Origin of the sequence: Phormidium tenue FACHB-1050 (assembly GCF_014696925.1) — a bacterium.
Lineage (GTDB): Bacteria > Cyanobacteriota > Cyanobacteriia > Pseudanabaenales > Pseudanabaenaceae > Pseudanabaena.
In genome coordinates this window covers 43,707-64,758 of record NZ_JACJQY010000005.1, presented here as the reverse complement: position 1 = coordinate 64,758, position 21,052 = coordinate 43,707, and the positions used below count along the sequence as shown (strand labels likewise).

At 43.1% G+C, this 21,052-nt stretch carries 21 protein-coding genes and 1 tRNA gene; 12 read left to right on the top strand and 10 right to left on the bottom strand.

From position 1 onward, the window contains the following. Nucleotides 1–8: 8 nt before the first annotated feature. Entirely contained in the window at nt 9–1,067 is a 1,059-nt protein-coding gene (locus H6G05_RS04840; protein WP_190576802.1) for a pentapeptide repeat-containing protein, read from the bottom strand. Between the two features lie 132 nt (nt 1,068–1,199). On the opposite strand from H6G05_RS04840, the gene H6G05_RS04835 reads away from it, so the two are divergent. After that, nucleotides 1,200–1,919, top strand: coding sequence for a tRNA1(Val) (adenine(37)-N6)-methyltransferase (locus tag H6G05_RS04835; RefSeq protein WP_190576800.1), 720 nt, complete (start codon nt 1,200–1,202; stop codon nt 1,917–1,919). A gap of 130 nt (nt 1,920–2,049) precedes the next feature. Further along, nucleotides 2,050–4,374 (top strand): ATP-dependent helicase, encoded by a 2,325-nt coding sequence (locus H6G05_RS04830; RefSeq protein ID WP_190576798.1) that lies wholly within the window; start codon nt 2,050–2,052, stop codon nt 4,372–4,374. Nucleotides 4,375–4,407: 33 nt separating this feature from the next. On the opposite strand, the gene H6G05_RS04825 is transcribed toward H6G05_RS04830, so the two are convergent. Together H6G05_RS04825 and H6G05_RS04820 are read right to left on the bottom strand one after the other, a co-directional pair. Further along, nucleotides 4,408–4,743, bottom strand: a complete 336-nt coding sequence (locus H6G05_RS04825; protein WP_190576796.1) for a nucleotidyltransferase domain-containing protein — start codon at nt 4,741–4,743, stop codon at nt 4,408–4,410. A 48-nt stretch (nt 4,744–4,791) separates the two neighbouring features. Then, nucleotides 4,792–5,109: a hypothetical protein gene (locus tag H6G05_RS04820; protein ID WP_199310350.1), complete on the bottom strand. Its 318-nt coding sequence runs from the start codon at nt 5,107–5,109 to the stop codon at nt 4,792–4,794. Nucleotides 5,110–5,292: 183 nt separating this feature from the next. Between H6G05_RS04820 and H6G05_RS04815 the strand changes: the two genes are divergently transcribed. After that, entirely contained in the window at nt 5,293–6,174 is an 882-nt protein-coding gene (locus H6G05_RS04815; RefSeq protein ID WP_190576794.1) for an IS982 family transposase, read from the top strand. Nucleotides 6,175–6,250: 76 nt separating this feature from the next. Here H6G05_RS04815 and H6G05_RS04810 read toward each other — a convergent pair whose 3' ends face one another. Next, on the bottom strand, nt 6,251–7,786 hold the full coding sequence (locus H6G05_RS04810) for a tetratricopeptide repeat protein (RefSeq protein ID WP_190576792.1): 1,536 nt from the start codon (nt 7,784–7,786) through the stop codon (nt 6,251–6,253). Beyond that, on the bottom strand, nt 7,746–9,101 hold the full coding sequence (locus H6G05_RS04805; RefSeq protein ID WP_190576790.1) for a P-loop NTPase fold protein: 1,356 nt from the start codon (nt 9,099–9,101) through the stop codon (nt 7,746–7,748). The genes H6G05_RS04810 and H6G05_RS04805 overlap by 41 nt, the downstream gene beginning before the upstream one ends. Nucleotides 9,102–9,262: 161 nt before the next feature. Here H6G05_RS04805 and H6G05_RS04800 point away from each other — a divergent pair, with 161 nt between their 5' ends. The 3 genes from H6G05_RS04800 (at nt 9,263) to H6G05_RS04790 (ending at nt 10,609) form a co-directional block, all read left to right on the top strand. After that, nucleotides 9,263–9,493 carry a hypothetical protein gene (locus H6G05_RS04800; protein ID WP_190576788.1) on the top strand — a complete coding sequence of 77 codons (231 nt, stop codon included), beginning with the start codon at nt 9,263–9,265 and terminating at the stop codon, nt 9,491–9,493. Between the two features lie 81 nt (nt 9,494–9,574). Beyond that, on the top strand, nt 9,575–10,126 hold the full coding sequence (def, locus tag H6G05_RS04795) for a peptide deformylase (RefSeq protein ID WP_190576786.1): 552 nt from the start codon (nt 9,575–9,577) through the stop codon (nt 10,124–10,126). Nucleotides 10,127–10,246: 120 nt separating this feature from the next. Beyond that, a complete protein-coding gene (locus H6G05_RS04790) occupies nt 10,247–10,609 on the top strand; it encodes a DUF2237 family protein (RefSeq protein WP_190576784.1) in 363 nt (120 codons plus the stop codon). Nucleotides 10,610–10,755: 146 nt separating this feature from the next. Here the strand turns inward: H6G05_RS04790 and pyrF are convergent, their stop codons facing one another. After that, nucleotides 10,756–11,469: an orotidine-5'-phosphate decarboxylase gene (pyrF, locus tag H6G05_RS04785; RefSeq protein ID WP_190576782.1), complete on the bottom strand. Its 714-nt coding sequence runs from the start codon at nt 11,467–11,469 to the stop codon at nt 10,756–10,758. 66 nt (nt 11,470–11,535) lie between these two features. On the opposite strand from pyrF, the gene H6G05_RS04780 reads away from it, so the two are divergent. Then, nucleotides 11,536–14,094: a mannose-1-phosphate guanyltransferase gene (locus H6G05_RS04780; protein ID WP_190576780.1), complete on the top strand. Its 2,559-nt coding sequence runs from the start codon at nt 11,536–11,538 to the stop codon at nt 14,092–14,094. Nucleotides 14,095–14,335: 241 nt separating this feature from the next. Continuing rightward, nucleotides 14,336–14,407 (top strand) — tRNA-Gln (locus H6G05_RS04775). A gap of 172 nt (nt 14,408–14,579) precedes the next feature. Here the strand turns inward: H6G05_RS04775 and gloB are convergent. The 3 genes from gloB to H6G05_RS04760 form a co-directional block, all read right to left on the bottom strand. Further along, on the bottom strand, nt 14,580–15,356 hold the full coding sequence (gene gloB, locus H6G05_RS04770) for a hydroxyacylglutathione hydrolase (RefSeq protein WP_190576778.1): 777 nt from the start codon (nt 15,354–15,356) through the stop codon (nt 14,580–14,582). 73 nt (nt 15,357–15,429) lie between these two features. Next, entirely contained in the window at nt 15,430–15,897 is a 468-nt protein-coding gene (locus H6G05_RS04765) for a salt stress protein, Slr1339 family (protein ID WP_190576776.1), read from the bottom strand. Between the two features lie 85 nt (nt 15,898–15,982). Continuing rightward, nucleotides 15,983–16,585: a vWA domain-containing protein gene (locus tag H6G05_RS04760; RefSeq protein WP_190576774.1), complete on the bottom strand. Its 603-nt coding sequence runs from the start codon at nt 16,583–16,585 to the stop codon at nt 15,983–15,985. A 402-nt stretch (nt 16,586–16,987) separates the two neighbouring features. On the opposite strand from H6G05_RS04760, the gene uvrB reads away from it, so the two are divergent. The 4 genes from uvrB to H6G05_RS04740 all read left to right on the top strand — a co-directional run bounded on the left by uvrB (nt 16,988) and on the right by H6G05_RS04740 (nt 20,186). Next, nucleotides 16,988–18,991, top strand: a complete 2,004-nt coding sequence (gene uvrB / locus H6G05_RS04755) for an excinuclease ABC subunit UvrB (protein ID WP_190576772.1) — start codon at nt 16,988–16,990, stop codon at nt 18,989–18,991. Between the two features lie 57 nt (nt 18,992–19,048). Beyond that, a complete protein-coding gene (locus H6G05_RS04750) occupies nt 19,049–19,273 on the top strand; it encodes a hypothetical protein (protein WP_190576770.1) in 225 nt (74 codons plus the stop codon). Between the two features lie 3 nt (nt 19,274–19,276). After that, entirely contained in the window at nt 19,277–19,543 is a 267-nt protein-coding gene (locus H6G05_RS04745; RefSeq protein WP_190576768.1) for a type II toxin-antitoxin system RelE/ParE family toxin, read from the top strand. 289 nt (nt 19,544–19,832) lie between these two features. Then, complete coding sequence (locus H6G05_RS04740; protein WP_190576766.1) at nt 19,833–20,186, top strand: DUF565 domain-containing protein; 354 nt, start codon at nt 19,833–19,835, stop codon at nt 20,184–20,186. 142 nt (nt 20,187–20,328) lie between these two features. On the opposite strand, the gene H6G05_RS04735 is transcribed toward H6G05_RS04740, so the two are convergent. Continuing rightward, complete coding sequence (locus H6G05_RS04735) at nt 20,329–20,922, bottom strand: cob(I)yrinic acid a,c-diamide adenosyltransferase (protein ID WP_190576764.1); 594 nt, start codon at nt 20,920–20,922, stop codon at nt 20,329–20,331. Between the last annotated feature and the right edge of the window lie 130 nt (nt 20,923–21,052).

Here is a 21,052-nt window from a genome sequence, read left to right as displayed (position 1 = left end):
AGTCCTATTTATTTATGGACTTTGCCATCAGGAAGGGTCGCACCCTTGAGAATCGCGCCGACAAGATTAGCGCTACTCAATTCAGCACGATTGAGAATCGCGTCGGTCAGGTCAGCATTAGCGAGATTTGTCCGCGCCAGATAAGCTTCAATAAGATTAGTGCGAACCATAATTGCCCCATGAAGATTAGCGCGACTGAGATCGGCTCGAGTCAATTTAACATCCGTGAGATCAGTTCCTTTCATCTGCACGCGACTTGCCTTAATATCTGCCATAACCGCACTTCGCAATGAAACTCCATTAAAATCTGCATCAATTAAGATGGCGCGTTCCAGCTTGGCATTATTTAAAATCGCACCTGAAAGCGTGGCACAACTAAGATTAGCCTCCGAAAGAAAGACCCCTTGCATATTGGCGTTATTTAATTTCGCTTCAATCAGATTAGCCCCACTGAGAGTTGCTTCTTGGAGATTTGCTCCCCTTAAATCCGCTTTGTGTAAATCTGCCCCAGATAAATTTGCACCGCGCAAGTCCGCACCAGATAGATTTGCACCCGTTAGATTCGCAGTACTGCGCTTCTTTTTACCAGCATCAATTTCATGTTGATCGCCGATCGCTCTTTCTTGTCTGAGATTTGCGCCTTTCATACAAGCACCGACAAGGTTCGCCCCGCTCAAGTTCACGGTTCGCATATCCGCATCAATTAAGTTCGCATCCATTAAATTAGCAAGGCTCAGATTGGCTCCAAATAGAGTCGTTCCTTGCAAACTAGCTCCATGCAAATCCGCATTGGATAGATTGACATTACTCATGCTTGCTTGATTAAGATTTGCACCACAGAGATTTACCCCCACCATTAAGGCTCCGCGCATATTTGCACGGGTCAAACAAGCAAAGGTGAAAACGGTACTATTAAGATAGGCTTTAGATAAGTTAACATCTAGCCAATCGGTACGACTCAGGTTTGCACCGCTAAGTTTGATGCCATTCAGATTAAGCCCACTAAAGTCGCGATCGCCCTGTGCATAGCGGCGCAAAATATCTTGCGAAGTAAGTGCTGCATCCATAGTGTTGTCACACTTGCGTTGAATTGGTAAGTATCATCGAACCAAAATCTTTACCGCCCGCAAAGCAGGCGGTAAAGATTCTGGGATTTTATATTTAATTATGCTGAGATCATAGCGGTTAGCAATAGAGAAATGCGAAATTCCTGTTTTTACTTTAAACAATTTGCGATCGCTCAAGACAAATGTGCGATGAAAGTAGGGACAGATGGAATTTTGTTAGGGGCATGGGCAAGGCTACCTGAAAATGCTCAAATTCTGGATATTGGCACAGGTACAGGCTTGCTGGCTTTAATGTTGGCTCAGCGATCGCAATCATCAAGTACCTTCATTGATGCAGTGGAAATTGATCATGATGCTTATCAACAGGCTAAAGAGAATATCGAGAGTTCGCCTTGGCGCGATCGCATTAATATCGATCATGCCAGTATTCAAGACTGGGCGATCGCTTGTTCTCAGCAATACGACTTGATTATTTCTAATCCGCCATTTTTTGAAAATGCTTTTAAACCTTCACAAAATTCCCGAAACTTAGCAAGACATAGTGACAGCCTTTCTCAAACTGATATTCTCCAAATCGCATCGCAATTGTTAAAACCAAATGGACATTTAGCAGTTATTTATCCCACCGATTTAGCTAATAATTTTCTCGCTAAAGCTCAAAGTTTTAATTTATTCTGCGATCGCCAAGTTCATGTTAAGCCAACTCCTCAAAGTCCAGTCAAACGGATGCTACTGGAATTAAGCCCCACGAAATATCCCACTCAAACAATGACGATCACCATCGAAGAGAGAAAACACCTGTACACGCAAGATTACATTGCTTTAGTGAAAGACTTCTATCTAAATTTATAGAGTCTGCGAGAGTGTGCCACGAAGTGGCACACTCTCGCAAAGCCAAAGAAAAGGAGGGCGGCGCAAAGCGCCGCCCTCCTTTTCTTTGGCTTTGCGATAAAATGCGTGATGTACATCCGCCAAAGTTGTCATGGTCACCCCTGAAACTCTCAATCAATTACGCTCAACCCTCCGCAAAGGGCAACAAACAATGGCAGATTGGCAGGGTGGTGAGCTTGCCGTTTCCGCAGTCCCTGGGGCTGGGAAATCAACGGGTATGGCGGTAGCCGCCGCGATCGCGATCGCCAATTTTAATTTGCATCGCCAAAAGCAATTAGTAATCGTCACCTTTACGCGATCGGCGGTAAGCAACATTCGCAAAAAAGTATCCGAGCATCTCAAAAATCTGCGTTTACCACAAAGCTCTTTTACGGTTAGTACTTTGCATAGTTTGGCTTATAACATTGCCAGCACCCATCGCGAACTATCAGGATTTGGGGCAGGAGAAACTAAAATTATTTCGGACTCTCTCAAGCAGAAGCTAATTCGCAATGCCACCAATATCTGGGTTAAGGAAAATCCGAAATTGTATGACCTATTGCTGGAAGGGAAAAACTTTGACGGAGAAGATACGGAACGCTTGCGACGACAAACGGTATTACGCACCGATGTATTGCCCAGTTTAGCGAGAGAGGCGATCGCCACAGCCAAGAGTTCAGGCTTGAGCGCTACAGAATTGCGTGAAGCGGAAGCTCCCGATGGTGGCGATATCTTAGCGATCGCGGCAGGACTCTATGAAACCTATGAACGACTATTGCGACAGGAAGGGGCGATCGACTATGACGATATGATTTTGGGCGCGTTACGGGTCTTAAGAAATGAAGGTGTTCGCAAATATTGGCAAGAGCGGATTTTTGCTGTATTTGAAGATGAAGCACAGGATTCTTCACCGTTGCAAACAGAGTTGTTAGAGATTCTGGCGCAGAATGCCCTCACCCCCCAGCCCCCTCTTCCAGAGGGAGAAGGGGAGTCAAATTTCTTACTTCCCTCTCCCTCTGGGAGAGGGTCAGAGGGAGAGGGCAAAAACCTGATGCGGGTTGGTGATCCTAATCAAGCGATTAACTCCACTTTTACCCCTGCCGATCCGCGCTTTTTTAATGAATTTTGCGATCGCTGTAGTCTTAATTCGCAACTTTCAACCCTTGATCAAGCAGGACGCAGTACCAGAAATGTGATGCGAGCCGCAAACTATATGCTGCATTGGGTCAATCATTCCGAATATGCCAAGATTGAGAAGCCGTTCCGTCAGCAAAGAATTCATCCAGTAGATGCTGATGATCCTCAAGCAAATGCTAATCCTGAACCCATTGGTAAAGGCGTAGAAATCTATTTGCCCAATACTGTCGATGATATTGAGCATGAGATGACGATGATCGGCGATCGCATTAAGCAATTACTTGCTCAAGATCCCAAACTGAGTATCGCGATACTAGTGCGTCAACATAATCAGGGGCGCTTTGTTGCTGAGGCTTTAGCATGGCTAACCAAGGAGCATGAGATTAAAATCTATGATGTCGAACAAAGCGATCGTCGATCGCGTGTGCCGATGGATATGTTGGCGATTTTAAAATTTATGGAACGTCCCCACTCCCCCGACAATCTCAAATTAGCGTTAGAAGTTCTGAAGGATCGCCAGAAAATCTCATCACAGCAAGATCTCAATGCCCTTGCCAGTAATCCCGAAAAGTTTCTCTATCCCACTTTATTAGATCCTGCACTATCACAACTTGCTCAAGAAACCCAAGCTAAATGCATCGGCTTACTCCGCGCTAAAATTGAACTTCCATTATATAATTTAATTCCCTTTATCGCCTTTACTATCTATGACGAAGAGGCTGGACTATTGGCAACTGCCGATAAATTAGGCGATCGCCTCAATCAGCAACTAGTGGGCAGCTATTCGATGCAAACTGTAATTGAATCACTACGAGAAATCGTCGAATCGGAAAACTTTGAAGCAGTCGAAGATGAGAATCTGGAAGGGCGCTATATGACAAGTGGACAGGTGACGCTGATCAGTTTGCACAAAGCTAAAGGGCTAGATTGGGATGTGGTCTTCATGCCCTTTCTGCATAAACGTATTTGTCCTGGGGAGGCTTATATTCCTGAATCAGTTAAGTTCTTAGGGGACTTTGGGTTACCTGAAGTGACGAGGGCGCAAATTAGAGCGATCGTGCATGGCGATCGCCTTCCCAATGCGGAAGAGGCTTGGCGACAATGCAGTTACCTCAAGCAAGCGGAGGAGTTTCGGCTGCTCTATGTTGGCATGACCCGTGCTAAGCGATTATTATGGCTATCGGCTGCTCAATCTGCTCCCTTCAGTTGGAACACCTTAGAAAATCGCACTGAAAATGCTGCCATTTGTCCTGTGATTACGGAGCTAGCAAAGAAATTTCCTGAACTTGTCTCATGGTAGTGGGACTTTGCTTTCTGCTTTATTGAATTTGACTCATAGAGCAATTCCTTCTCTACGGATGTTGTTTAAAAGAGGAGTAGATTTGTTTCTGAAGTCTTCTTCTGAGATGGGAATTACGGATAAGAGTTCGTCGTATTGAAGGCTGAGTCTAGATTTGATTGCGCCCATGTGAAAAATCTCAGTGGGAGGGGAGATGGGAGATTTGAGGATGACAGCAACATCAATATCTGAGTCAGTTGTGGCTTGATTGCGTGCCTGTGAACCATATAAAACGATTTGCAAGAATTTACTGCCATATAGGTGTTGCAGTTCTTCACGAAATTCTGTTAATAGGCTATCTAACTTTGGCGCTAATGTTAGCTGATTCATATTTCCCCCTTTTTTTTATTTGGAGATTAAGTGTTCATCTTTCCCTTTTTAGCGTTTGGGTGTGCCGTAGATGTAATGATCGTGTTGGGCTGCGCCATCGGTGGGTAGTTGCTCTAATATTTCAGGGGGAACATCTGCCATGAGTTCTTGTGCTACTTGCCAGATAAGTTGTGATGGCGTGACGGGCTTACATTCATCTAGGGAAAATTCTTGTTGAGCTTCTTGTACGTCTTGAATTAGTTCGGCTCTGCGTCTGTCGCGCAGTCGGTTTTGCAAAATCCGAATCAAGTCTTCTTGATCTTCTAATTGAAGGTGATCGGCTGCTTCTAAAATTTTAGTAAAGGTCGTTTCGGGGATGGTGGTCATGTTTTTAGGTGCTAAACACTTGAATTTATTATACTTCAGCTAAATCGCGATAAATATCATCATCCATTTTTTCCTTTTTAATTTTGCCTTGATTAACGTGAGTTCGGGATAAGGAAAAGGACAAAAAAAGGGAGAAACCGATAAGCTGAAAATAAGAAAAACAAGTTCAGCGAAGTAACTCCCATGAGTAATAGTTTAGAAGCCCTGTTCTGCCATGTCGATGATTTTTGCCAAATATTTGAACCAAAATGGCGACAGATATTACTGGGGAATGGTTTACAACAAAGACAAAGGACAAAGTGTCTGAGTATGAGTGAAATCATGACAATCCTGATCGCCTTTCACCAAAACCACTACCGTGACTTTAAGAATTTCTACCAAAAACATGTATGTAAGTATTGGCAAAAGGAATTTCCAAAACTACCAAGCTACAACAGGTTTGTCGAGTATATGGGTTCAGCAATGATGCCACTATGCATATACCTGAAACATTGTTTTGGCGAATGTACAGGTATTAGTTTTGTAGACTCAACCTCATTGGATGTCTGCCACAATCGACGGATCAAGCAGCATAAGGTCTTCCAAGGCATAGCAGCTCGTGGTAAGACATCAGTAGATTGGTTCTTTGGTTTCAAACTGCATTTACTTGTCAATGAGTGCGGTGAATTGTTGAATATCCAAATTACGCCAGGCAATGTCGATGACCGTAAGCCTATCCCTGATTTGCTCAGATTTATGTTTGGTAAAGTATTTGCTGATCGTGGTTATGTATCTCAGTCGTTAGCATCTCAACTGTTTCAAGACTTTGGCATTGAGTTCTTTGCCAAACCAAAGCGTAATATGAAAAATCGCTTGATGCGCTTGACTGATAAGTTGCTTGCTCGCAAACGCTCAATTATTGAGTCGATCATTGACCAACTTAAAAATATTTCACAGATTGAACATTCTCGTCATCGTAGTCCCATCAAGGCACTGATCAATGTCATTTGTGGGCTTATTGCTTATTGTCACCAACCAAAGAAGCCTTCTTTGCATATGGAGTGGGCTTTGCCTTCTGCTTCTTAACCCGAACTCACGTTGATTAAGATCGCCTGTTGATAGTTTTGTCGCGCTTCTCCATATTCTCGCAATTGATCAAATTTCAAGCTAATTCTAATTTTTGTCTAACTTCCTCAATGGTTATGCCTAAAACCTTAGATATATCTTCCAATAAATTTTCCTCATGGGTGGCTTGATAGAGGTAAAAGAGAATATTTATAATCATTTCCACACTGTGCTGATCTTGGAATTGAGTAAAGATTTCTAATGCTTGTAATAGATTTTTACCTGCTTCAGTGAAGTTGTTTTCTGCTTTTGCTAATAGTCCTAATTGGACGTATACACGGGCTTGGGAGTAGCTATCGCCAAATTCGATAAAATTTGCAAGAGCCTTTTGATAGTATTGCCGAGATTCAGCATATTCACGCAATAATTGGGCAACCATTCCAAAACTTTGGTATGTGTTGGCTTGGGACGAGTAATCGTCAAACTCGATAAATATAGTGAGAGCCTGTTGATAATTTTGCTGTGCTTCAGTATATTTCTGCAATTCTAATGCAAGAGTTCCTAACTGAGCGTATGTGCTGCCTTGGGAATAGAGATCTCCAAATTCGATCTTTATCGCAAGAGCCTGCTGATAGTTTTGTTGCGCTTCAGCATATTCTCCTAGTTTTTGGGCAACCATACCCAAGCAATGATAAACATCGGCTTGTCCCTGTTTATCTCCAATCTTTTCTTTAACTACTAAAGATTGATTGAAAGAACATTTCGCATTCTCAAATTCCCTAGCACTGTAACAAAGAACACCTAAATTATATAAAGCTTCAAATTCACCATTTTGGAAATTAAGTTTACGACAAAGCTCGATCGCTTGTTGAAAATATAACTTTGCTTTATCAAACTCACGAATTGATTGATGTGCTTTACCTAATTGATTTAGTAGTTCTAACCTTGTGCGGCTACTTGCTTCCGTATCTTCAGCATATTCTTGCAATAATCTTTCTAATAAATCGATCCGCTCCCCTCGTTCGGGCTTGGCAAAATAGCGATTGGGATTGTGAGAAAAGTTAGAGACTTCAGCAGTTAAGCGATCGCGGGTTTCGGGAGGAGTTTGGAATTTAAAGGTTGCCGATGTCCATGCCCAAAAGTCAGGTGCAAACTGCGCGATTCTTGTTACGGCATAGTCGGGCAACGCAAACAGCACAGGATGGGGAATCGCGACAGGGAAAGAATCACGGGCATAATTGAGATTGGTTAATATGGGCGGATTGTCACCACTAAAGGCGATCGCCTTTTCCAAACCTTGCAAAATCAAAACTAATTTTTTATCTGACTGAATCTCGATATTTGCTAACTCTTGCTTAATTGCCTCCAATAGAAATCGCAACTCTGGATCATCAAAACGTAGCACCACAAACTGAATAGATTGACATTTTGGATGTTCCTGCAACGATGTGATTAAAATATCGATGTCAGGTGGAAAATTTATCTCAGCAAATGCCACCTTAAAACCTTTGGACATCTGTACAAAGGCAAGCAAAATCTTAAACACTTCCTGATTATGTTCTAGAAGCGAAACAATCTGAGCGTGATCGTCGTTAGGGAGTTGTGATACTGCTGATGGCTTTGGTGAAAGCATTGCTACGCATAAGTAAAGGATTGGGATAATTCCAGCGATCGCTACCGTTATATTCTAGAACCGCCGTACTGTAGAGCATCTGGACTTTAACATCCTCTTCATCAGAGAAATCTTTGTTTAAGGCAATATAAGCCAACTCGTTAAAATATTTTTTATTAGAAAGTGATCGCTCCAAACTAAACTGAAGCTGCTTAATCGCATATTCCACATCCTCAGCCAAAATCTTCTCATGTTCGCGACCACTTGCCGTCAAACAAGCTCTTTGCATCAACTGCATCAATTGCCGAATATGCCCACCACTCGCCTTTACTAATTCCATTAGCTCACGGCGCGAATCAAAAATCACATTCACATCCACCCGTTTCTCAATGATTTTTGCCACCGCTTCTAAACTCGTTTTATTGAACTCTAAGGGATATTTAGCGCGATCGAGTTCATAGATATTCACCATAGGCACAATATGCGGATCGTCAAAGGAATTACTCAACCCACGCGAAGAGTAGAGTGCCGAGATCGGAACTGTGTAAATTATCGAACAGTGTAATGATGTAAGCTGCGCTGCATAGTCAAAAAACAACTTATCAGAGACTGCAAGTGGACAGCGATCGAGATTATCAACAATTACCAAAAAGCCCTTGTAATTTGGAAACTTTTTCCGCAATTTTTTCAGCCCATCCCCCAACAATAAATTGATGTCACCTTTCATACGGGTAAATTCTTTTTTCAAGGTTTCTCGAATCGTTGTTTTCTGAGACGAAGAATTCTTGAAAACACCCTTTAACTTGAACAAAAGCTTGGCAAAGAATGAAGCTTCACTACCCAGACTAGCTGATGCTTCGACATCTAGGGACAAAGCGACTGATCGCTCATCTTCTGTCGTAACCACTTTGAACCAATCCTCCACACTCTTGAGTAATTGCTGATCAAAGGTAATTTTAATTTTGGGATCTCGCAAAGCTTGCTCTACCTGACCGATCACCATTAAATAGATATCAATATAATCCAAATCATTAATATCAGTTTCGTCTTCCACATTCAAAAAGACAGTCAAATATTGATCCTTACACTTATCCTCAATGCGCCGTAACTCAGTACTTTTGCCACAGCCACGATGTCCTGTAAATAAAATCGTAGAAAATGACTCTGGTTTCTGCTGCTGTAAAATTTGCCCAACCTGAGTGATTGCCTCACTATTTCTCGATTCTAGCAATGGCAAATAAAATCGCTCTAAGCCCTTGCCCTGAAGTGGCTCAACATCACAGATTTCATAGGCATCTGTGAGATTTGTGGCTAAATCACTAGCGGGATTGGTCATGACAGGTTTTAGCTTAAATTCATGTCTAGGCTACACAGCTAAATCATAGCAGCTAAAGTCTTGCCAAGAATTGAGAAAAACTTAACCTGACTTAACCTGAGATTGTGGATGCTAAGGTTGATGCTAAAATATGCCTTGATATTTTGTTAGGAAAACAATCTATGACGACTAGACGTACTGATAGCGCCTTTCCTGTAAGTTATAACCGCGATACTGATAGTTTGGTTGAAGGATTGACTAAACGTGAATACTTCGCAATTTTGCTCATGCAAGCCTATACAAACACCAACACAAAATTTGAAGACGATTACCAAAAGGCGCGTCTAGCTGTTGCGGAAGCTGATGCTTTGATCGATATTCTTGCCTATGAAGCTAATCCTAAAGCTTTGTAAAGAACGACCGATCGCTTAAATCCTCCTAATTTTTGCCAATAAGTTCTGGCTGTCCCAAAATCAATTAATTAAGAAGTAGTCATGTTGATTCCAGCTATTGACAAAATATTTACCAAAAAGCTAACTATTCATCAGCTTGGCAATCCAGCTTTGAGAGAGATTGCCAAGCCGATCGCTAATGTAAGCGATCGCGAAATTCAGAAGTTAATTGATGAAATGCTCGTTACGCTCAAAGAAAGTAAGGGCGTAGGTTTAGCGGCTCCTCAAGTTGGGCGATCGCTGCAATTAATCATCATTGCTTCCCATCCCAATGAGCGTTATCCCAACGCGCCTCAAATGGAACCAACGGCGATGATTAATCCCAAAATTATTTCCTCCTCAGGGGAAACTGAAAAAGGCTGGGAAGGTTGCTTGTCAGTACCAATGATTCGGGGGCTAGTACCACGCGATCGCCAAATCGAAGTGGAATATCTAGATCGTCAAGGCGATCGGCAAGTCGCCAAGTTAACAGATTTTGTAGCAAGAATCTTCCAGCATGAATATGACCATCTCGAAGGGAAAGTGTTTCTAGATCGAGTGGAAACTAACTTGGATCTAGTTACAGAAGCTGAATATCATAAACTCAATAAGTAATTACTTCCTAGTTTCAGAATAGACAGTAAAACCCAATAATTAGGAGTGCGGCGCTTCGCGCCGCACTCCTAATTATTGGGTGGGAAGGAAAAATTTATTGATCACTCAGGATTGAAAATTATGGCAGTCATCAAAAATGTTTTGGGCGAAAATCTCGCCCTATGCTGCTCATCACCAGTCACAGGTTTTTATCGTGATGGATTTTGTCAGACAGGAGCGCAAGATCTTGGAGTGCATGTCATCTGCGCTCAAGTTACGGATGAATTTCTAGCCTACACCAAGGCTCAAGGTAATGACCTAAGCACACCTGCACCGATGTTTAATTTTGTGGGACTAAAGGCAGGCGATCGCTGGTGTTTATGTGCATCACGATGGAAGGAAGCCCTAGACGCAGGCGTTGCACCACCCGTAGATCTCGCTGCTACCCATGAAGCGGCTTTAAAAATTGTGTCTCTTGATGAACTCAAAAAACACGCAATTTAAACTACAGCTATCGCCATTCTTGTTAGGAAATAAAACCCAAATAGTGTGAGGCGGCGCGAAGCGCCGCCTCACACTATTTGGGTTTTGATTTGTCCTGATACAAGTGACGATCGCTATAAAAAGACTGGCTAAGCCAGTCTTTTTGGTTAAGTTAGAGCTTGACAAATCTTTTCCCAAGCAGCAACAGGATCAGGTGCAGCAACAATCGGTCTACCAATTACTAAATAATTAGCACCTGCGGCGATCGCCTCTTGGGGAGTCATCACCCGACTTTGATCGCCAACTGCGGCTCCTGCGGGACGTACCCCTGGGGTCACAAAGCAAAAATCATCACCAAGCTGCGATCGCAAATTTTTTACCTCATGTGGCGAACAAACAGCACCAGTTAGCCCACTTTCTTTCGCTAAAAGCACCAGTTTTGAAACATATTCAGAGACTTCAAGGGACACTTTGAGATCGGTTGCTAGTTCCGTAGCCGAAATACTGGTTAATAGGGAGACTGCCAAAAGTTGGGTTGACGAACCTTGAGCTTCAGCTTGGGCAGCTTGCATCATGGCACTACCACCCGAAGCATGAATTGTTAGGAAATCAGCACCATATTTCGTGGCAACTCGACAAGCTGAAGCCACTGTATTAGGTATGTCATGCAACTTTAAATCTAAAAATATCTTTTTATCTCTTGCCTTCAGTTCGCGCAAAATCGTACTACCATCGGCAATAAATAGCTCTAGTCCCACTTTCCAGAAACTTACTTGAGGCAAGCGATCGCACAAATTTATAGCTTCGGCAGCAGATGGTACATCCATTGCCACAATAATTTTTGATTGGGGATCGGTTTCAGGATTAAGGTTTATTTTCATTGCTTTATCGCAAATTTGAACGATACTAGAGCCTAATCCTATTACGTATTGGCGTTCGGAGGATCTATGCGCGCGGTATTGATGGCAGGTGGTTCAGGAACAAGATTACGCCCACTCACTTGTGATATGCCAAAACCGATGGTATCGGTGCTAAATCGACCTATTACTGAGCATATTCTCAATTTGTTGAAGCGTCACGGCATCCGCGAAGTAATTGCCACCTTGCATTACTTACCCGATGTCATTCGCGAACATTTTGGCGACGGCTCAGACTTTGGCGTAAATATGATGTATGTGGTTGAGGAAGATCAACCACTGGGAACCGCAGGTTGCGTCAAAAATGTCGAAAGTCTTTTAGATAGTACTTTCATGGTCATTAGTGGCGATAGTATTACTGACTTTGATCTCACTGCCGCCCTCAAATTTCATCGCGCCAAAAAGTCCCAAGCCACTCTAATTTTGCGCCGAGTCAGCGATCCCATGGCTTTTGGGGTGGTGATTACCGATGAGGAAGATCGCATTCAAAGATTTTTGGAAAAACCATCAACGAGCGAGGTTTTTTCCGATACGGTGAATACAGGTATTTACATTCTTGAGCCAGAAGTTTTAGATTTTTTACCAGCTAACGAGCCAAGTGACTTCTCTACAGATCTATTTCCACTGTTACTCGCCAAAAATGTACCGATGTATGGGTATATCGCCAGTGGTTATTGGTGTGATATTGGCTCTTTAGATGCGTATCGGCAAGCGCAGTATGATGCCATTAGGGGGCGAGTTCACTTAGATCTGGATTATGTTCAGCTACGGACAGGCTTATGGATCGGCAAACATACAGTCATTTCACCCACCGTCCAAATTGAGCCGCCTGTACTGATTGGGAGTAATTGCTCGATCGGCGATCGCACTAAGATTTCCGCAGGTACGATCATTGGCGATCGCGTTACCATTGGCTCCGATTGTGATCTGCAACGACCGATCATTGGCAATAGTGCCATGATTAGCGAAGAGTGTCATCTGTGGGCATGTACGATTTCTCGCAATGTTCGTGTTAGTCGCCGCGCCCATGTGATGGAAGGAGCAGTAGTTGGCTCTAATTCTGTAATTGGTGAAGAGGCGAGAGTTTTTCCGAATGTGCGAATTTGGCCGAGCAAACATGTGGAAGCTGGCGCAACCCTAACCACCAATTTGATTTGGGGCGCAATGGCTTCACGGAATTTGTTTGGACAGCATAGTGTGTCTGGATTAGCCAATGTCGATATTACGCCCGAATTTGCGGTAAAACTGGGGGCAGCCTATGGCGCAACCTTGCGTCCCAATTCCCATGTGATGGTTTCACGGGATCAGCGCACGATTTGCCGAATGCTAACGCGATCGCTAATTTCGGGATTAATGTCTGTAGGTATTAATGTCGAAAACCTTGAAGCAACAGCAATTCCCATTTCGCGATTTATTGCCCCCAGTCTAGGCGTTGTCGGCGGTATTCATGTGCGTGTCCACCCCGATCGCAATGACTGCGTGATGATTGAGTTTCTGGATGCCAATGGGATTAATATCAATAAAGCCGCAGAGAAAAAGATTGAAGGCACATTTTTTAAAGAAGACTTTCGCAGGGCAAGGATTGAAGAAATCGGCGAAATTAGTTACCCCACTCGCGTATTAGATTATTACAACAGCGGCTTTGCCAAAAATATTGACGTTGAGGCGATCAGATTTAGCGATTGTAAAAAGATTGTCATCGATTATGTTTACGCAGTGTCGGGAGCAGTTTTGCCGCGTATTTTAGGCAAATTTAGCACCGATGTGGTGGTTCTCAATGCCAGTCTCAATGAAGTTGCTCCTGCTCCCGTCGATCGCGAAAAAATGTTAATTCAGTTAACCGATGTGGTCAAGGCGGTAAGAGGTAACTTTGGCGTACAGGTCTATGCTAATGGTGAAAAATTTATCCTGATTGATGAATTAGGAAAATCCATTCGCGATGAAACCTTAACGGGCTTAATGGTGGAAATGGTGCTGACATCACAGGTTGGCGGCACAGTAGTTGTTCCTGTTTCGGCTTCGGGTATGGTGGAGCTGATTGCCGAAAAGCATGGTGGCAAAGTAATCCGCACCCGTGCTAATCCAACAGCTTTGATGGCGACTTGCCATAGTAATGAGGGCGTAGTCCTTGGTGGTTCTGCCGAAATGGGCTTTATTTTCCCGCAACTTCACCCAGGATTTGATGCGATGTTTAGCATTGCCAAGATCATGGAATGGATCACCCTACAAAAGCGATCGCTGTCGCAAGTCCGTTCACATTTGCCCCGTTGTCATTTTCGGAAACAGATGGTGCGCTGTCCTTGGAGTATTAAAGGAACACTCATGCGCCACCTAGTCGAATCTTACGGACGCGAAAAAATTGAGCTGATTGATGGCGTGAAGGTTTTTTATAGCGATCGCGATTGGGTTTTGGTGTTACCTGATGCAGGTGATCCGATTGTGCATGTTTTTGCTAATGGTTTTGATACACCCTTAAGTAATGGACAGGCTTGGTCTGAGCGTAATCTCCAAGATGTGTGCAGCCATATTGAGGGCTTTTGTAAGCTGCAAATTGCACTGTCCAAAGATTCGGTACTTCTAGATAATTAGAAAACCCAAGAACGTTTTTGTGGCGCGGCTTCGCTGCCCCACAAAAAAGGTTCAATATGTAGGTATGGGCGGCGCTTCGCGCCGCCCATACCTACCATAATAAATTCTTTCCTTTTTAGGAATAGTGATTCTTGAGTTTTTAGGAGATTTTTTACTAAATGGGTTGACAAAACCCCATCCCCCTTTGCTATAGTAAATACCGCGCAATCAAAGAAATTTGTGAAACGCACCCAAATATTATTGGGGTGTCGCCAAGCGGTAAGGCATCTGGTTTTGGTCCAGACATTCCGAGGTTCGAATCCTTGCACCCCAGTTAACTTAAAAAAGCTCCTCAATGAGGAGCTTTTTTAGTTTTGATATAAAACCCAAAAATTGAGTTGCGGCGCTTCGCGCCGCAACTCAATTTTTGGGTTTTGGTTTGTACTTGCTAACTCTTTTTTGCAATAAATGAATGCGGTGCGAAGCACCGCATTCATTTATTTGTTCTAGCCAGCAAAATTATCTTTTTGTCCGCGAATTCTGGCAAATACGCGATCAGGATTCTCAATACCCGCCGATCGCTGAAGAGCGGGAAAGTCCCAACGCATAAAAGGATTAGTCCGCTTTTCCAGACCAATCGTAGTTGGCACAGTTGCCTCGCCTCTTTGACGCATCGCCGTGGCTGTTGTCATCCGTTCTTGTAAATCAGCATTATCCTGATCCACAGTCAGTGCAAACTTGAGATTGCCGAGGGTGTACTCATGGGCGCACCAAACACGAGTATCATCTGGCAGTTGACGCAATTGCGACAAAGAGGCAAGCATCTCCGCAGGAGTACCTTCAAACAACCTGCCACAGCCGCCAGCAAACAAAGTATCTCCACAGAACAATTCACCGCCTTGATCGCCACTTGGCTCAAAGTAATAGGCTATGTGGGCATAGGTATGACCAGGCACAAAAAATACTTGCGCTTCCCGATCGCCAAAAGTCACGCGATCGCCGCCTTTTAAAAACACTTGCTGATGGGGAATGCGATCGCGATCTTTTTCACCGCCGTAAACAATGGCATTGGGAAACTTTTCAATTAACGCCTTATTACCACCTACATGATCGCCGTGGTGATGGGTATTAAAAATCGCTACCAAATTTGCCCCTAACTCTTCTACTTTTGCGAGTACAGGCTCAGGGACAGCAGGATCAACCACTGCCGCAGTGTTGCTAGCAGGATCATGTAACACAAAAACGTAATTGTCACTTAAAACGGCTAGACGGTAAATATTCATAAATTAGTTTCCTGCAATTTAGTTTTATGTGGCGTGGCTTTGCCGTGCCACATAAAACTGGTTCTCTTTATAATTATTTGGATTGTAGTAAGGCGATCGCGGCTTCTAGACGCGAAGGATAATTTTTAGCAAATTCCTCAAACCATAAGCCTTCACCACCTAACGGATCAAGCTGTTTTAACCATTCGGTTGCAGTTTTAGCGATCGCCTCGTAATCCTTAGCCTTTTGGCGATCGGCGATCTGCTGTAAATCGCGATCGATCGCAGGTGAAGGCTGACTAGGTAAAGCTTCAGGCGTTACCTGTGGAGAAGTGTAATCAGGTGCATAGGTTTGCGAATTACTTTGCGAATGGCTTTGTGAATTATTACGCAAATCATTTAACAAACTATCCAACGAGTTAGGGGCTGGGATACTCGTTTGACTGGGTAAAGGCGGAGTAGAGATCGGCTCATCCTGATGCTGTTTATTAGCATTCGTCTCTTTATTTGGATCTTTATATTTACCCTGAAGATCGGAAAGAATGGATTCAAGAGATTCCATTTGATTTGTATTTATTTATAAAATTTGCTTGTACTTAATCCTGCTTTTCAGTGGCGAGGCAGAGCCTCGTCACTGAAAAAATCACCTAATCATTAATCGCACTCAATAACACTTCCGCCAAAGTCATATCTTCCATATCACTAAGCGTAATCGTGTCTACAATGTCAAAATTTGCGCCAATACTCTGTAACTTGTCATCTAGAGCCTTCAGAAAATCAGTAGCACTAGGATCGGAACCAACTTGAATAAAAGAAATCCCAAGTTCTGCATCAGAATTCATCCGACGAGTTGCTTCGATGATTACTTCAAACACAGAACGGCGATCGTCTGGTTCTCCATCGGTAATTACTAAAATTGTTTCCCCACCTTTAGCTTGACCAGCCTTTTTGCGTTGAAAGAATTGATTAATTGCATCTTGGAGAACAGAGATGAGATTAGTCCCACCCATCGGATCATTTTCTTGGAAAATTTGCTCAACCTTCACTGCCGAAACATTGTCGTATCGCTTAAACTTTCCTGAAAATAAATATACCGTAATCCCATCTGGATCTAACTGATCGCATTTACGAGCAAGGGCAAGCGTCGATTCCTTGACAATTTCCCACCGACTTTTGTTAGTGCCCCTGTCAGTGTTTGACATGCTTCCACTTTTATCGATGATTAAGGTATAGTCACGTTTGTCTAGCATATACAACTCCTTAACAAGAATGTGAACTAGCTTAGATTATATAGCTATAGCCACTCTTGTTAGGACACAAAACCCAAGAAGCGAGTGGCGGCGCGAAGCGCCGCCACTCGCTTCTTGGGTTTTGGCTTTTCCTAATGCAAGCGATCGCATTGCACCCAAGCCTTGCATTCAAGTACAGGCTAATAGCTCAAACCTATTGAAATGGGTTGAATTTCTTCAGTCGGTTTCAACCGACTTTAGCTTTTAGCCAAGAACTTGAGTTCTTGGTAACTTGTATTTACACCGTAAAGGATTGAATCCGCAGTTTCAATCCTTTACGACGAATCTCTAACCGTCCTGAATTTAGGTTTGATATGATAGAGATCGCTGATTTTGATCATTTTCTCAATACTTTCCAAGCTCATGGCTCTGTTTGATATTCGTACCCCTTGGCAGCCCACTGCCGACCAACCAAAAGCGATCGCTCAATTATTCGATGGATTACAAAAAGGACTACGTTATCAGACACTGTTGGGCGCTACAGGTACAGGCAAAACCATGACCGTAGCCAATGCGATCGCCAAATATCAAAAGCCCACTTTGGTACTTGCCCATAATAAGACCTTGGCAGCGCAGCTATGTAACGAATTGCGCGAATTCTTTCCCAATAATGCGGTTGAATACTTCATCAGTTATTACGATTACTACCAACCTGAGGCATATATTCCTGTTACCGATACTTATATCGAGAAGACCGCCTCAATCAACGATGAAATCGATATGTTGCGCCACTCGGCTACCCGATCGCTTTTCGAGCGCAAAGATGTGATTGTGGTCGCATCCGTAAGTTGTATCTATGGTTTGGGAATTCCCGAAGAATATCTTAAGGCTTCGATTCCGTTAGGGGTGGGTGTGGAATATGACCAGAGAGAATTGCTAAAAGCATTAACCAATGTGCAGTATGAGCGCAATGACATAGAAATGGGACGAGGTAAATTTCGGGTAAAAGGAGACATCTTAGAAATTGGACCAGCCTACGAAGATCGCACTATTCGCGTAGAATTTTTTGGTGATGAAATTGAAGCGATTCGCTATGTTGATCCTGTGACGGGTGAGATTTTGCAAAGTTTAGAAGCACTGAATATCTATCCTGCACGTCACTTTGTTACTCCTGCCGATCGCTTAGAAATTGCCTGTGCAGAGATCAAAGAAGAACTAGAAGCCCGACTTGAAGAGTTAACTAATGCAGGAAAATTACTTGAAGCCCAACGTTTAGAACAACGCACCAAATATGATTTGGAACTGTTGCAAGAAGTTGGCTTTTGTAATGGAGTCGAAAACTATTCGCGGCATTTAGCAGGTCGTCAAGCTGGCGAATCTCCTGCCTGTTTAGTGGATTATTTTCCCAAAGATGATTGGTTGCTGGTTGTTGATGAGTCCCATGTTTCGATCCCCCAAATCAGGGGCATGTATAACGGCGATCGCGCAAGAAAGATGACACTGATCGATCATGGTTTTCGCTTACCCAGTGCGGCGGATAATCGACCGCTAAAGGCTGATGAATTTTGGGGAATGGTCAAGCAATGTATTTTTGTCTCGGCAACCCCTGGGGATTGGGAAATGGAAGTTTCTGAGCAAGTTGTTGAACAGATTATCAGACCAACAGGTGTTGTCGATCCAGAGATATTTGTGCGTCCAACGGAAGGGCAAGTGGATGACCTGTATCATGAGATACAAGAACGAGTCAAGCGGAAGGAGCGGGTGTTAATTACCACACTAACCAAGAAAATGGCTGAGGACTTGACCACATATTTCCAAGAGCGAAATCTTGCCGTGCGTTATCTCCACTCAGACATTAAATCAATTGAACGGATTGAAATTCTCCAAGATTTACGCAGAGGAACTTTTGATGTGTTGATTGGAGTCAATCTACTGCGCGAAGGGCTAGATTTACCCGAAGTTTCACTAGTAGCGATTTTGGATGCAGATAAAGAAGGATTTTTAAGAGCCGAGCGATCGCTAATTCAAACAATTGGACGGGCAGCACGAAATATTGGCGGACAGGTAATCATGTATGCCGATCGCATAACGAACAGTATGGAAAAAGCAATTTCCGAAACGGAGCGTCGTCGTCGTATTCAGATTAAATACAATGAAGACAATCAGATTACACCAACATCGATTGTGAAATCCATTGAGGGTAACGCAATCCTTGATTTTCTATCTGTATCGCGCCGCCTTAATGAGCGTCAGCTTGAGTATGTGGTGAATAATGCCAAGGAAATTTCTCTAGATGACATTCCCACGGTAATCGAGCAGTTGGAAGCACAAATGAAAGATGCGGCAAAGAAGCAGGAGTTTGAGCAAGCCGCAGCTTTTCGTGACAAGATTAAGTTACTGCGCGATCGCTTACTGGGTAAAGCATAAATCTAGAAAATTAAGATAATATTTTAGAGAAAGTGGATTGAAAACTTAGGAAAACTTATGGTTACACTTGCAGCAGCAATTGAGGTTGTTGAACAGTTACCGACAGATCAACAGGATATGTTAGTTCAAATTATTCGTAATCGTCAGATTGAGCGTCGGCGTGAGGAGATAGCTCAAAATGGACGAGAAGCTTTGGTGGCATATCGGGCAGGAGAACTAAAATCTTACACGGCAGAGGAAGCGATCGCTGAATTACGCAATATACTTGATTCGCCCGAATAATCTATGAGAAAGATTGTTTTTTCGCCAAAATTTGGGCGTGCTTTGCGGAGATATGTTAAGCGAAATCCTGAGCTAAGAAATCGCTTAGAGAATGTGATTCAGCAAATGGAATTAGATGTATTTGCACCGAGTTTAGGGACACATCCCCTCAGAGGCAAACTGGAAGGATTTCAGGCTTGTTCTTGCGGTTATGATTGTCGCATTATCTTTAGCGTTGACTCTGAGGCAATCGTTCTTATCGATATTGGTACTCACGATGAGGTCTATTGAAAATGCATCGAACGAAGAAGCGAGAGTTTGAGCAAGCTGCTGCTTTCCGTGACTAGATTAAGTTACTGCACGATCGCTTACTGGGTAAAGCATAAATCTAAAAAATCAAGGTAATATTTTAGAGAAGATACATATAAAATTGCTAGAGCCTATCAAGAGGCAAACTTGATGGGACGAAAAAATATAGCTTGTTCTTAACAGTTCGCTTAAACAATGCTAGTAAGATCTTCCAATATCAGCAATTTATTATTACAAAATACCTCACAGCAACTCTAATTGAGAGATTTTTATGCAAAATACTCGTCTTAGTACAATCGTAAGTGTCAGTGCTGGGCAAATATCCCAATGGTCGCGGAACCCTTGGCGACGAACATCTTTAATATTGATTAGTTTATTAGTGGGCTTTTTCTTGGCATCTGTAATCTCCACTATATCGGGAGCCAAATCTGAACAAGATATTACTACTGCTGCAATTACTCTGTTTATTGTGGAAATGATTAATCGCTATGTCTATACGGTCAAACGAGTTACTCCAAGCGATAATAATGCAGCACCAAGACTACTAACCAAGGAAATTTTAAATTCTCTTAAATTAGGTTTAGTGTATGGACTATTTCTGGAAGCCTTCAAGCTTGGCTCGTAATTATGAAGATGAGGGGCAGCACTTCGCGCAGCCCCTCATCTTCTGGGGTTTGCGCTTTACGCCCCAATCAGAAACCGATAGAAAGTATTGCTTTGCAATACTTTCTATCGGTTAAAAAGTTTCCACGGCAAGCTTTCTTACTCTAACTGCGGCGATGGGTGACTTGATCAGCATATTCAGAAATGCGAGAAGGTATTGACGCACCAATCAAGATGATATTGACCTTGGGCGATCGCGTTTCTAGCACTTCTAACAGTTCGTCCTCAGTAATCAGCGATCGCGCCACTAACAAATCAGCTTCGTCGAGGATCACTAAACCCGCTTGCGCTGATTTAACCGCAACCTTGGCATAGTCCCACAGCTCCAGTACTGCCGATTTTTCGACATCCGTCAATTCGATATCATCTTTAGATAAATCGCGCTGAGCTTCACACCTCAGCCATTCTAGATTTTCAACAAGCCGACGGGGATTGCTCAAACCTTGATTAATGCCTGTCTGAAAAAATTGGACGAGTAAGACATTTGTGCCTTGTCCCGCAATACGTAAGCCTTGGGCAATGATATCGGCATAGAGATTGCGATGGGGCGCGATAAACACCTGCACATGTCCTTTAATTGGAGTCACGATCGATGATGGTTTAGGCGAGTTAGGATCTGCTGGGTTAGTGTGAGGCTGATTTTGGTTGTTTTTTGGGTGATTCGTCTTAATCTGAGCCGTCTTAATTTGAGCAACCATAAACAAATCTAGTGTTTAAATTTCCACCATGCATCATAGCAGACACTAGATATAGAAATTATTCAAATCTGTAACATTCACAAATAAACTCAAATAACACCAATTCACGAAAGTGTTGTCACACTTTCGT